16 protein-coding genes and 1 pseudogene are annotated in these 11,719 nt (G+C 34.3%); 12 read left to right on the forward strand and 5 right to left on the reverse strand.

Annotation, left to right across the window (positions count from 1 at the left end):
* The first annotated feature begins 21 nt into the window (after positions 1-21).
* The 5 genes from phnC (at position 22) to GVV10_RS00825 (ending at position 4,172) form a co-directional block, all read left to right on the forward strand.
* Positions 22-804 (forward strand): phosphonate ABC transporter ATP-binding protein, encoded by a 783-nt coding sequence (gene phnC, locus GVV10_RS00805; protein WP_159518573.1) that lies wholly within the window; start codon positions 22-24, stop codon positions 802-804.
* A complete protein-coding gene (phnE, locus tag GVV10_RS00810) occupies positions 791-1,612 on the forward strand; it encodes a phosphonate ABC transporter, permease protein PhnE (RefSeq protein ID WP_159518575.1) in 822 nt (273 codons plus the stop codon). The genes phnC and phnE (GVV10_RS00810) overlap by 14 nt, the downstream gene beginning before the upstream one ends.
* On the forward strand, positions 1,612-2,415 hold the full coding sequence (gene phnE / locus GVV10_RS00815; protein ID WP_159518577.1) for a phosphonate ABC transporter, permease protein PhnE: 804 nt from the start codon (positions 1,612-1,614) through the stop codon (positions 2,413-2,415). Before phnE (GVV10_RS00810) ends, phnE (GVV10_RS00815) begins: the two co-directional genes overlap by 1 nt.
* A gap of 117 nt (positions 2,416-2,532) precedes the next feature.
* Entirely contained in the window at positions 2,533-3,093 is a 561-nt protein-coding gene (locus GVV10_RS00820) for a thermonuclease family protein (protein ID WP_159518579.1), read from the forward strand.
* Positions 3,094-3,248: 155 nt separating this feature from the next.
* On the forward strand, positions 3,249-4,172 hold the full coding sequence (locus tag GVV10_RS00825) for an alpha/beta fold hydrolase (RefSeq protein ID WP_159518581.1): 924 nt from the start codon (positions 3,249-3,251) through the stop codon (positions 4,170-4,172).
* 37 nt (positions 4,173-4,209) lie between these two features.
* Here the strand turns inward: GVV10_RS00825 and GVV10_RS00830 are convergent, their stop codons facing one another.
* Both GVV10_RS00830 and GVV10_RS00835 read right to left on the reverse strand, forming a co-directional pair.
* A complete protein-coding gene (locus tag GVV10_RS00830; RefSeq protein ID WP_159518583.1) occupies positions 4,210-4,449 on the reverse strand; it encodes a NifU family protein in 240 nt (79 codons plus the stop codon).
* A gap of 8 nt (positions 4,450-4,457) precedes the next feature.
* The gene (locus GVV10_RS00835; RefSeq protein WP_159518585.1) at positions 4,458-4,916 is read right to left on the reverse strand and encodes a divergent PAP2 family protein; all 459 of its coding nucleotides are present in this window, start codon (positions 4,914-4,916) and stop codon (positions 4,458-4,460) included.
* A 75-nt stretch (positions 4,917-4,991) separates the two neighbouring features.
* Between GVV10_RS00835 and GVV10_RS09475 the strand changes: the two are divergent.
* The 3 genes and pseudogenes from GVV10_RS09475 to GVV10_RS00845 form a co-directional block, all read left to right on the forward strand.
* Positions 4,992-5,210, forward strand: a pseudogene (locus GVV10_RS09475) (S1 RNA-binding domain-containing protein); the annotation flags it as partial.
* Positions 5,211-5,354: 144 nt separating this feature from the next.
* Positions 5,355-6,626 carry a glucose-6-phosphate isomerase gene (locus tag GVV10_RS00840; RefSeq protein WP_236261847.1) on the forward strand — a complete coding sequence of 424 codons (1,272 nt, stop codon included), beginning with the start codon at positions 5,355-5,357 and terminating at the stop codon, positions 6,624-6,626.
* Positions 6,627-6,707: 81 nt separating this feature from the next.
* Positions 6,708-7,445, forward strand: coding sequence for a gamma-glutamyl-gamma-aminobutyrate hydrolase family protein (locus GVV10_RS00845; protein WP_159518589.1), 738 nt, complete (start codon positions 6,708-6,710; stop codon positions 7,443-7,445).
* Here GVV10_RS00845 and msrA read toward each other — a convergent pair.
* Positions 7,442-7,957 carry a peptide-methionine (S)-S-oxide reductase MsrA gene (msrA, locus tag GVV10_RS00850; protein WP_159518591.1) on the reverse strand — a complete coding sequence of 172 codons (516 nt, stop codon included), beginning with the start codon at positions 7,955-7,957 and terminating at the stop codon, positions 7,442-7,444. The genes GVV10_RS00845 and msrA overlap by 4 nt on opposite strands.
* A gap of 73 nt (positions 7,958-8,030) precedes the next feature.
* On the opposite strand from msrA, the gene GVV10_RS00855 reads away from it, so the two are divergent.
* From GVV10_RS00855 to GVV10_RS00865, 3 genes are all read left to right on the forward strand, one after another.
* A complete protein-coding gene (locus tag GVV10_RS00855) occupies positions 8,031-8,756 on the forward strand; it encodes a tyrosine-protein phosphatase (RefSeq protein ID WP_159518593.1) in 726 nt (241 codons plus the stop codon).
* A 98-nt stretch (positions 8,757-8,854) separates the two neighbouring features.
* On the forward strand, positions 8,855-9,574 hold the full coding sequence (locus GVV10_RS00860) for a transposase (protein ID WP_159518595.1): 720 nt from the start codon (positions 8,855-8,857) through the stop codon (positions 9,572-9,574).
* Positions 9,575-9,591: 17 nt separating this feature from the next.
* Positions 9,592-10,269 carry a transposase gene (locus GVV10_RS00865; RefSeq protein ID WP_268892240.1) on the forward strand — a complete coding sequence of 226 codons (678 nt, stop codon included), beginning with the start codon at positions 9,592-9,594 and terminating at the stop codon, positions 10,267-10,269.
* 215 nt (positions 10,270-10,484) lie between these two features.
* On the opposite strand, the gene GVV10_RS00870 is transcribed toward GVV10_RS00865, so the two are convergent.
* On the reverse strand, positions 10,485-10,862 hold the full coding sequence (locus GVV10_RS00870) for an IS3 family transposase (RefSeq protein ID WP_159518599.1): 378 nt from the start codon (positions 10,860-10,862) through the stop codon (positions 10,485-10,487).
* 90 nt (positions 10,863-10,952) lie between these two features.
* On the reverse strand, positions 10,953-11,354 hold the full coding sequence (locus GVV10_RS00875) for an HTH domain-containing protein (protein WP_159518601.1): 402 nt from the start codon (positions 11,352-11,354) through the stop codon (positions 10,953-10,955).
* A 124-nt stretch (positions 11,355-11,478) separates the two neighbouring features.
* Between GVV10_RS00875 and GVV10_RS00880 the strand changes: the two genes are divergently transcribed.
* Positions 11,479-11,667 (forward strand): hypothetical protein, encoded by a 189-nt coding sequence (locus GVV10_RS00880; protein WP_159518603.1) that lies wholly within the window; start codon positions 11,479-11,481, stop codon positions 11,665-11,667.
* The last annotated feature ends 52 nt before the right edge of the window (positions 11,668-11,719 follow it).

The raw sequence follows: 11,719 nt of genomic DNA on the forward strand, positions 1-11,719 counted from the left end.
TTTATAGGTTAGGAGAGTTTTATGATAGAATTTAAAAATGTAACCAAAGTTTATCCCAATGGTGTTAAGGCTTTGGATGGCGTTGATTTAGAAATTGAACAAGGCGAATTTGTCGCAATAATCGGACTTTCAGGTGCAGGAAAATCCACATTGTTGAGAAGTATTAATCAAATGCATCCAATTACGGATGGTGAACTCAATGTCAATAATGAAGATGTTCGATCGTTAAGTGGAAAATCACTCCGTAAATTTCGTCGTCAAATTGGGATGGTTTTCCAATCATTCAACCTGGTCAGTCGAACCACTGTTATAAAAAACGTCTTAACAGCTCGCGTTGCTGAGATGTCATGGATTAAAAGTCTATTAGGTCTTTACTCAAAAGAAGATACACTTGAAGCACTTGAAGCACTTGATCAAGTGGGTATTTTAGAAAAGGCCTATAGTCGTGCAGATGAATTGAGTGGAGGACAACAACAACGTGTTGCGCTCGCTCGTTGTTTAGCTCAAAAACCACAAATTATTCTTGCAGATGAGCCTGTAGCATCGCTTGATCCAATTACTGCTCAAGCAGTCATGGAAGACTTTGTTCGTATCAATGAACAAACGAATATTACGGTTATTGTGAACATGCATCATGTTGATTTAGCCTTAAAGTATGCAAAACGAGTCATTGGCATTAAAGCTGGTCAAATTGTTTTTGATGGACCGAGTGATGATGTGAATGAAGCCGTTTTAGAACAAGTTTATGGTCGTTCATTGAAAGAAGATGAAATGATGGGGGTTGATTCCCATGTCCTTTCTTAAACAATTATTTATTCCTAATGAAATAGTCTTGTCGAATGAAAAAGTCGTTAAACCTCCCTTTAAGGTAGGTACTGTTGTCCTGATCGTTATTATTCTTTTATTAACAATTAGTGCAAAGATTACTCGGTTTGATCTAATGGTCTTATTTCAAGGATTTGGTGAAGTGGGTAGTTTTTTTAAGCGAATGATTCCCCCAAATTGGGGCTATGCAAGTTCGGTTTTTGATCCAATGCTACAAACAATCGCTATGTCATTTTTGGGAACACTGTTGGCAGCAATTGTCTCACTGCCAGTTGCTTATCTGTCATCCTCAAATATGAATCATAATCCAGTCACCAGAACAGCACTAAGATTTATTATGAGTGTTTTTAGAACCATACCTGTTTTGATTATTGCTTTAATCATGACGTATATTTTTGGTTTAAATACATTTTCGGGAATGCTTGCAATCTTCCTGTTTACATTCTCAATAATTACAAAAATGACATACGAGCAAATCGAATTAGTGGATATGGGACCTTTTGAGGCAAGTATTTCCACAGGAGCAACTCGAGGTCAATCATTCATAGCAGCTGTTTTACCACAAATAAGTGGCTTGTATATTTCAACCATTCTTTATAATTTGGAAATGAATATTCGTTCAGCTGCTGTCTTAGGTTATGTTGGTGCAGGTGGTATTGGTATTTTAATGAACCAAGCAATTGGTTGGCGTGATTATCAACGATTATCTATCATTTTGATTATGTTATTAGTCACTGTCGTTTCAATTGAAGCCTTAAGTCGTCAAGTTAGAAAGAGGTTAGCATAATGAATCCATCCGTTCAAACGGTTTATGATAACCGCCCTAAAAAGTTTTTAAAGATTTTTATTCCGACATTAATCATTGCAATCATCACACTTGTCTCAATTCCATATGTTAATTATAGTGGGATTGTGGATGGTGGATCAAAGATAGTCATGAGTATTCTAAGAGGAATCATTTCACCAAATTGGTCAATTTTATTGAATGTGACGAAAGGGGGAGTTCCTTACTTAATCCTAGAAACGGTTGCGATCGCTTTCTTAGGGACATTTATTGGTCTAATATTATCAATTCCAATTGCGTTTCTATCATCTAAAAATATTGTGACAGGTAAGCTTGCTTGGATTGGGACTTTCGCAATCTCAGTTATTCGTACAATACCACCCTTTGTCTATGGTCTAATTTTGATTCGTGTTGCTGGACCAGGGGCCTTAACTGGGGTTTTAACCTTAGCCGTAACGTCAATCGGAATGATTTCAAAAATGTTTGTGGAAGTTATTGAAGATTTAGATCAAGGAATTATTGAATCCTTGGATGCTTCAGGATCTAACACCCTTCAGAAAATCCGGTATGGTATTATTCCTCAATTAATGGGAAACTTTGCTTCAATCGCAATCTATCGATTTGAAATAAACGTTAAGAATGCTTCGGTTTTAGGACTTGTTGGAGCTGGGGGTATTGGTGCTCCATTACTCTTCGCAATGTCAGGCTATCGTTGGGCTGATGTTGGATCATTGTTATGGGGACTCATTATCCTTGTCGTTATTGTAGAAGCTTTATCATCCAAAATCAGAGAGAGACTAGCATAATTATTCATTCAACTGTTGTGGAAACATAACAGTTTTTTTATTCTAAAAGAAAGGAAAGTTAAAGCGATGAAAAGATGAAAGAATAATGCTATGATAAAGGTCGATTAGAGGTGGAATATGAAGAGAATAACAAAGAAGCAACAAAAAGATATGGAAAATTTTATCAAACGTAATATTACTAACAAATACGTAGCAATTATTCTTTTATTGGTAATTGCAGGTGGTGTATATTATTTCAATGAGCATTATCTCCACTATAGAAATGAGGCAGCACCAGTTCTTGTTGCCAATGATTATAAGATACGATGTGTTGATGGTGATACGTTTGTTTTAAATGATCAGAAAATAAGAATGTTAGGTATTGATACGCCAGAATCAGTTAAGCCGAATCATCCGGTCGAACCGTTTGGAAAAGAAGCTAGTGATTATACTTGTAAAAAGTTAGAAAGTGCGAAAAAAATTGATTTAAAACAAGATAAGGGCAATGAATTTGATAAGTACGATCGAATGTTGGCATGGGTTTATCTTGATGATGTCTTGTTGCAAGAAGATTTATTGACAAAAGGGTTTGCGGAAATTAAATACATTAATAAAAAGACTGTGGACAATCGCATTTTAGATCAATTAAAAAATGCTGAAAGTCGTGCGAAACAAGCGAAAATCGGTATTTGGCAGTAATTATTATAAAGTCTGACTCAAATCATGACGAAAAAAGTTGCAAGTTCTCTACTCGTTCAGTTAGTATAAGACTAAGTAGAAAAAGCAATTTATAGTTAAAGAAGAGGATGTCACTGTCGTAATACTCATAGTCGACAGGTAAGGAAAGGATATTTATGAAGGAAAATTTCAATTACCCATCAACAAATAAACGGACCAATATAAAAGCAAGTCAATGGATCCCAGACAATGAACCCAAAGCAATTCTACAAATAGTTCATGGTATGGTTGAATTTATCGATCGTTATGATGGCTTTGCGAGTTATTTAAACCAACAGGATATTTTAGTTGTGGGGCATGACCATCTTGGGCATGGTGAATCAGTGAACCATGAATCAGAATGGGGTTATTTTGCGAAAGAAGAAAGTGCAGACATACTGGTGGAAGATGTCGAAAGTTTACGAAAAATTACAGCTGAAAAATACCCAGAGCTTCCGTATTTTATTCTAGGGCATAGCATGGGTTCATTTGTTACACGAAATTATTTGTTGAAACATAGTGAATCTATCGATGGCGTAATCATTTGCGGTACGGGTCAAAACCCACTGATTCAATTAAAATCAGCCAAAATCCTAACTCGTACACTCGCTCAATTTAGAGGGTGGCGCCATCGATCGAAGTTGATTGATAAACTGGCATTTGGGGGAATGAATCGTCAGTTTGAGCCTGCTAGAACAACCAGTGACTGGCTTACAAGAGATGAAGAAATTGTTGATTTTTATAATCATGAACCTCGCTGTCAATTTATTTTTACGCTCAATGGTTATGAAACACTGTTTGACTTATGCATTAAGATGCAAGACAAAGAGAAATTATCATTAATGCGAAAGGACTTACCTGTTTTATTTATTGCAGGTGATAAAGATCCAGTTGGAAAAAATGGACAATACATCCACGACGTAGTTTCAGACTTTAATGAAGTCTTGAGCCAACCCGCTGAATGGATTTTGTATCCAGATTATCGTCATGAAATACTCAATGAAATAGGTAAAGAACAAGTCTATCACGATGTCAGTGAATGGATTACAAAACAACTATAAAAAAGCTTCGTTTCAATTAGAAACGAAGCTTTTTTATTTAACGAAAGTAATCTTCGGCAATGACGCCCCGTACTTCAGGAATTTCATCCATCAACAGCGCTTCAACCCCGTTCTTTAAAGTATAATCAACTAAGCCACAACCAATGCATGCTCCAAGTAAACGCACAGTAACAATACCATTTTCATCGATTTTCACAAACTCCATGTCTCCACCATCACGTTGGATGTAAGGACGTATTCGGTCTAGACTTTTAATAATGCGTCGATCAAGTTCCATATTATCACCTATCCTATCTTTAAGTATAATAGACATGCACTCAGGATGCCAAGAATTATGCCTCCAAAAACCTCAACCCATTTATGGCCTAAGACCATTTTTATTTTTTGTTGATAAATAGGATTATCAAGATTTGTCTGCAATAACACTTCAACATCTTCAATTAATTGTTTCGTTAATTTAATGTTTTGGCCTGTATAATAACGAACATTCGCTGCATCATACAGAACTGTTAATGAGAAAACAGCAGCAATAAAAAATTCATTGGATTGGAAATTAGATTGTAATCCAAGCGCTGTTGTTAATCCAACAACCAATGAGGAGTGCGAACTGGGAAACCCACCGCTATCAAAAATTAAAGTCCATTTCCATTCTCGGTGTTGTAAATAATGAGGGATTGGTTTGATGATTTGAGCTAAAAGATTTGCGAAAACAGCTGCAATAATGGGATAAAATTTTTCAAGCATAGGTGTCCTCCTGTCAAAAGATTATACCACAATTTTATTCTATGGTATAATTATACATGTTTAAGAGGTAGGTAAATGAAGAATAAATTTAGAAATGGACAAATTGTAGAAGGTGTCATAACTGGGGTACAACCTTACGGTGCGTTTGTTAGCCTAAGTGAGGATGTATCTGGTTTGATACACATCTCAGAAATATCGGATGATTATGTCCGAGATATTAATTATTATGTTCGTCAAGGTGAGAAAATCATCGTCAAGATAATTGATACTAGTGATGGAAATCAACATTTACGATTATCACTCAAGGCGCTTAATTACTCTTCGCGTAAGCAAAGAATTAATGAGGAATATAAGCGACCTTTAGTCCCTAAAAGTAATCTTGGTTTCTCTACCTTGGAACAGGTATTACCCACTTGGGTTAAAGGGAGGAAGGACGCAATGATTAAAGTAGATTTAAGTCATGCATTATTGGAAGGTAATGTGTTAGATTATCAAGAAGAAGTGAATCGAATTCATGCGATGATTCACGGAAAAACTGGTAAAGGAAGCGACTACTTGGGATGGGTCGACTGGGCAGAAACTTTTGATAAAGATGAATTTAATCGCATTAAAGCAAGTGCTAAAAAAATCCGTGAACAAGCTGATGTCTTGTTAGTGTGTGGAATTGGTGGTTCATATTTAGGAGCGCGTGCAGCGATTGAAATGATTCAAGGAACATACTATAACGATGATTTAGAAGTTATTTACGTTGGAAATACGTTCTCATCAACATCAATTGTGAGAATATTAGATTACATAAAAGACAAAGACGTTGCATGTAATGTTATTTCTAAATCAGGAACTACGACAGAGACATCTTTAGCCTTCCGATTGATTCGTCAATTTATGGAAGAAAAATACGGTGACCAATCTGTTGATCGTATTTACGTTACAACGGACAAAGAAACAGGCTTATTAAAACCATTTGCTGATAAAAAAGGCTATGAGACATTTGTAATACCTGATGATATTGGTGGACGTTTTTCAGTGATTACACCAGTTGGTTTATTACCAATCGCAGCTGCTGGTATTGATATTGATGAGATGATGAATGGTATCAAAAAAGCAACAGCTGATTTCAATAACCCTAATCTTGAAGAAAACCCAGCATATGTGTATGCGGTGGTTCGTCGGATGATGGAGAAACAAGGAAAAGATGTGGAAATGTTCGTAAGTTACGAACCGCACCTACTATTCCTTGCAGAATGGTGGAAACAATTATTTGGAGAATCAGAAGGAAAAGAAGAAAAAGGCTTGCTCCCTGCAAGTGTTAACTTCTCGACTGATTTACATTCTATGGGACAATTTGTTCAAGATGGTAAGAAAATCCTTTTTGAAACTGTTGTGTTAGTTGATGAGCCAATGGAAGATATGAATGTGCCAAGTGATAAAGATGACTTGGATGAATTAAATTATCTTGAAGGAAAAAGCTTGCATTGGATTAATGAGCAGGCATTTAAAGGGACTCTTGAAGCACATGAGGTTACAGGAAATGTGCCCAATGTCTTATTACATATTCCCAAAGCAGATGCTTATAACTTCGGTTATACAGTCATGTTCTTCTTTAAAGCTTTAGCAATGTCAGTTTATATGTTGGATGTTAATCCATTCGATCAACCAGGTGTTGAAGTCTACAAGAAAAACATGTTTAGACTTTTAGGAAAAAAATAATAACTTAAAGCGTTGTTAAAACAGCGCTTTTTTTATGGCTTTATAGTATAATATTCAAAATCAAAGAAAGGGTGTTATGAAATGAGAAAAAAACCAGTCATAGGAATAAGTACAAGTACAATTTTGGAAGTGAATCCAGTTTTTCCAGGATATGAAAGAACCTATGTCGCTGATGATTACAATCGTTCAGTGATTGCTGCAGGTGGAATTCCAATTATGATACCAATCACAGAAAACAAAGAGGTGTTAGAAGAACACGTCAAACTCTGTGATGCATTAATTTTGAGTGGAGGCCATGATGTGAATCCGTATTTATACGGACAAGAACCAAAACAAAAACTTGGTGATATCTATCCGAAAAGAGACCGGTTTGAAATGACTTTATTAGAGTGGGCGGATAAATATAAAATACCAGTGCTTGGAATTTGTCGTGGGATGCAATTGATGAATGTATATTATGGGGGAAGTTTACATCAAGACTTATCGTATCACTCTGAAGAGTTGTTGAAACATAACCAAAATCAAACTGTTGAATTAGAAACACATCTTATTAATACGGTGCCTAATACATTCATTGGTAAAGTTTTAGGAGAAGTGTTAATGGTTAATTCTTTTCACCACCAAGCAATTGATCAGTTAGCACCATCATTCATCATAAGCGCTTATACAAATGATTCATGCGTTGAATCAATCGAAAAAGAGGGTGAATTATTTAGAGTGGGTGTTCAGTGGCATCCAGAAATGTTAAGTAAACAAAATGTAGCAATGCAAAAACTTTTTAAAGAGTTTATTAAAGAAAGTAAAAAAGAAGCTGCTTAATTTGCAGGCTTCTTCTCATGATCATTCAATAAACTTAAGTCAATATGACAGTAGGCACCAGGGTTATTATCAAGATAATGCTGATGATATTCTTCTGCTCTGTAATAATTCTCTAACGTCTTCACTTCAACAACAATTTGTTGATCACTTTGTTTTTGTAATGCTTTAACATAATTTAAAATAACCGATAAATCTTCATCATGTGCATAATAAATTCCACTTCTATATTGTGTGCCAACATCATTCCCTTGTTTATTTAATGAGTAGGGATTAATGATTCTAAAGAAATGATCAAGAAGTGTCGTTAACTCCAAAATAGTGGGGTCATAGGAAATCATCACGGTTTCAGTATGGCCAGTATTTCCTGAAGAGACTTGTTGATAGGTGGGTTCTTCAACATGGCCTTGTGCATAACCGACCCCTGTGTTTAAGACACCCTCTATTTGTTGGAAATAAGCTTCCACTCCCCAAAAACAGCCACCTGCTAAAAATAATGTTTTATAGTTTGTCATAAGAACCTCCTTGTAGGTATTATATACTTTAATATATAAAAGTGTGCTAGAATGATTAAAAGTGGAGGTTGTTATGTCAGAATTAATTAACTTTAGAGATTTTGGTGGAATTGAAACCAAAGAAGGAAAAAAAATTAAAGAGGGAATATTTTTTAGAAGTGGTTCATACAGGGATTTACTAGAAGAAGATCGTGAGTATATTAAATCATTAGGGATTCAAAATTTGTTTGATTACCGTGAAACCAATGAATTAGATAAAGATGAAAAGCGTGAAGAACTCACTCAAAATTTTCATGAAATATCTGCTTCAGCACATTTAGGAACCTTTGAACAAAATACAGATGACGAATTTATTACGATCGATGATGCATCGATGATTGAGTTTTACCAAAGGTTACCAATGGGAAACCCAGCTTATAAAAACTTGTTCAAGACATTACTTGAAGATGATGCAGTGCCTATGTTACACAACTGTACAGCAGGTAAAGATAGAACTGGTATTGCGACAGCTCTTATTCAATTAAGTTTAGGTGTTGATTATGATGCAATCTTATTAGATTATCTAAAATCAATGGATGCGTATGAATACATCTTACAAAATGAACGTCGTCGTTTAAATGGTCATGCCGAGGAAACTTTAATGCATAAACTATCAGGGTTGGTTGTCAAGCCAGCATTCTTGAAAGCTGCTTTAGATGCTGTATTAGAAGAGTATGAAACAGTGGAAAACTATTTAGAGCAAGAATTTGATTTGAATGAAGAGAATATTACTAAGTTACGCTTAAAATATACTGAATAAATGATTAAAGGGGCTGTAACGAATTAACCTAGTCCTATAGACAACAAAATGCCGAGATTTCTCATGTGAGAGGTCTCGGCATTTGTTATAATTTAATTATGCTTAGTAACAAATTACAATTAAATTATAAACCAGTTCAGCTTATTTTACCACTGAACTATGAACATATTATTGATAAACATGATCCGGTTGTTTCATTTATTGAAGTTGTAGGGAGATTAAACTTATCGAAATTTATTAAAACTTCAAATGTGGGACGCCATGCTTATGATCCAGAGACGATGTTACAAGTCATTCTTTTTGAATTCATGGAAAATATACGATCACTTAGAAATCTTGCAAAAGCTTGCCGTACAGATGTTCGTTTTATGTATATTTGTAGATGTAAGAAACCAAGCTTCATGGCTTTTCAACGATTCATTGACTCAAAATTGAATGAATCAATAGATGATATTTTTTATGAGATTAATGAGTTTCTTATTCATAAAGAATCCATTAATACTGATGTTATTTACATTGATGGAACTAAGATTGAAGCTAACGCAAGAAAATTTAGTTTTGTGTGGAAGAAAGCAGTTCTAAAACATCGTGATAATTTATACCTCAAAATATCGAAACTGTATCAAATAATTGAAAAACAATTTAAAATATCACTCACTGTCAAGGATACTTATTTACCCGAAGACCTAAGTAACATCATCAACACATTTAGCCTATACTGCTATCACTATTCTATTCCGTTTGTTTACGGAAAAGGGAAACGTAAAACCGCCTTTCAACGTTACTATGAGACACTTTGTGAATACCAAAAAAACTAACTAACTACGAAGAGCACTTGCGGATATGTGGTGACAGAAACAGTTATTCTAAAACAGATCATGATGCGACCTTCATGCATGGTAAAGAAGATTATTACAGTAAAACAGGGATTTTTAAGCCATACTACAATCTTCAAATTGGTGTAAGTGATGAGTACATTCTTCATCTTGGAGTTTATCCTAACCCAACCGATACAAAAACATTTATTCCTTTTTTAGAAACTTACTTTGAAAGATATAAATCCAACCCTAAATATCCAGTAGCAGATGCAGGATATGGCAGTTATGATAACTACCTATATTGTCTTGACCATGATATGGGATTATTCATGAAATACGGTCATTTCAATAAAGAAAATGAAAGTAAATTTAAACGAAAAATATATAACGTTAAGAATATGGATATCACGCCTAACAAAATTACTGCGATAGACGGTACTACTTATACCTATAGTCATGATTACATACAAAGAAGAGGTTTGTATCCACAACATAAAAAAGTATACAACCATAACAAATACACTCAGAGGAATATTTCTTATTTTTTTCTTTTCTTAATATATCAGTACCATGCATATCGATTAAAGAAATTAAATAATTTATGTTGGACCTACGTATTCCAAAAATCCGACTTAAGTCAGTTACCTTTTCACCTTGTTTGTGTCTGTTGTATATTTCAATCTTTTGAATTCTAGTCAATTTAGTCATAAAAAACCGAACCTCCTTATCTCTGTCCAAGATTAGGGGTTCGGTTCACCTCACAACAAGGTCTGCCTATATCGCTGGTTGTGACAAATTACTAAAAATTATCTTTAGGATGAATCTGACCGGCGAATTATACAAAATGTAACTCTATTTTAACATATTTTTTAAGACTGTGCTTGTTGAGTTGTTTTTAGTTCGGTCAATTTTAATGAAAACAAAGATAAACTTCTGGTTGACAAATCTTATCTAATTTTTTTGACACACCTTGATTAAATTTTCTTTCAAGTATATTCGAATAAATTTTATTTGTATGATTCGCTTTAATCATAGCTTTCACAGGATCTTTCCTACGAATAGGACATATCAATCCATATTTTTTCATCAGACGTCTTATTTTCTTAAGATTCATGATGATCCCATAATTACGTTGAACACGCATCTTAATTTGCTTAGCACCTTTCTTCCAAGTTTTGTGGTTGTAGGCTTTCTTTACAAGATTAAAATCATCAGTATCGCATAACTCTTTTCTTTTTATATCATCAAGCCTTTTAAGGTAACTGTAATATCCTAAAACGACTGACACCAGCTATTTTGCAAATCACTTTTATATTCAAATTACTCTTTTTCTTGTGATACATACTTTCAATAATTCTGTATTTTTCAACCGTTGGAATTACTTGAACTGTCGTTCCAACGCCTTCTGCTTTTTTAGAAAATTATTCTCCTGTTTTAAGTATTCTGCTTTATCTTTATAGTATTGAAGTTCTTCTTCGATGGAAGTAAACTCTTTGTTTCTGGGTCTCCCAGAACCAGTCCTCCGACTAAACCCTTCTTCCCTTGAATATTTTTCTTTGAAGCGTGAAATATTATTCCGTGCTCTACTATTCCCAATTAAATGATATCCGATTCCTGCATTATTAAAAATCTGTGAAGGAGTCATTCCCTTATTGCTCTGTAGAACGCATATTTTCTTAAATTCATTGGTAAAAGTAACTTGAGATTCAGTTACTTTTACTACATATTCATTTTTAGATAAAAAGTCAATTTCTTCTTTAGTAAATTTATTTTTTCCCATATCTATACCTCTTTCTTGTATTATACTTTGACGCAAACAAAAACCCTTTAGATAGACTTTTTATTTTCGTGTCTATTCTATAGGGTACAGTTTAGAAGCACTCTTTTATAAAGGAGAAAACAAAATGAAAAAATATACACAAAAAGAAATAAAAGATTTAGTAAGAAGAGGACTTGCAACAGACATCTCAAATCATAGAAAAAAAGAAATAAACGGACTCAGACGGACTGGTTATACTCATAGCATGTTAGTGTCAAATGAATGGGGGAATTATTACTTTTCTCGTTTAAAATTTTGTTATTGTTTCTTTTAGCCAATTCGATACTGATGAACTGTAATAATTGGTACTTGGTTCAAATATGGAT

The organism is Erysipelothrix urinaevulpis (assembly GCF_009828835.1).
Taxonomy (GTDB): Bacteria; Bacillota_I; Bacilli_A; order Erysipelotrichales; family Erysipelotrichaceae; genus Erysipelothrix; species Erysipelothrix urinaevulpis.

Coding starts and splice junctions, on each gene's coding strand:
- phnC (WP_159518573.1), top strand. CDS start 22: ATGATAGAATTTAAAAATGTAACCAAAGTTTATCCCAATGGTGTTAAG.
- phnE (WP_159518575.1), top strand. CDS start 791: ATGTCCTTTCTTAAACAATTATTTATTCCTAATGAAATAGTCTTGTCG.
- phnE (WP_159518577.1), top strand. CDS start 1,612: ATGAATCCATCCGTTCAAACGGTTTATGATAACCGCCCTAAAAAGTTT.
- GVV10_RS00820 (WP_159518579.1), top strand. CDS start 2,533: ATGAAGAGAATAACAAAGAAGCAACAAAAAGATATGGAAAATTTTATC.
- GVV10_RS00825 (WP_159518581.1), top strand. CDS start 3,249: ATGAAGGAAAATTTCAATTACCCATCAACAAATAAACGGACCAATATA.
- GVV10_RS00830 (WP_159518583.1), bottom strand. CDS start 4,449: ATGGAACTTGATCGACGCATTATTAAAAGTCTAGACCGAATACGTCCT.
- GVV10_RS00835 (WP_159518585.1), bottom strand. CDS start 4,916: ATGCTTGAAAAATTTTATCCCATTATTGCAGCTGTTTTCGCAAATCTT.
- GVV10_RS00840 (WP_236261847.1), top strand. CDS start 5,355: ATGATTAAAGTAGATTTAAGTCATGCATTATTGGAAGGTAATGTGTTA.
- GVV10_RS00845 (WP_159518589.1), top strand. CDS start 6,708: ATGAGAAAAAAACCAGTCATAGGAATAAGTACAAGTACAATTTTGGAA.
- msrA (WP_159518591.1), bottom strand. CDS start 7,957: ATGACAAACTATAAAACATTATTTTTAGCAGGTGGCTGTTTTTGGGGA.
- GVV10_RS00855 (WP_159518593.1), top strand. CDS start 8,031: ATGTCAGAATTAATTAACTTTAGAGATTTTGGTGGAATTGAAACCAAA.
- GVV10_RS00860 (WP_159518595.1), top strand. CDS start 8,855: ATGCTTAGTAACAAATTACAATTAAATTATAAACCAGTTCAGCTTATT.
- GVV10_RS00875 (WP_159518601.1), bottom strand. CDS start 11,354: ATGGGAAAAAATAAATTTACTAAAGAAGAAATTGACTTTTTATCTAAA.
- GVV10_RS00880 (WP_159518603.1), top strand. CDS start 11,479: ATGAAAAAATATACACAAAAAGAAATAAAAGATTTAGTAAGAAGAGGA.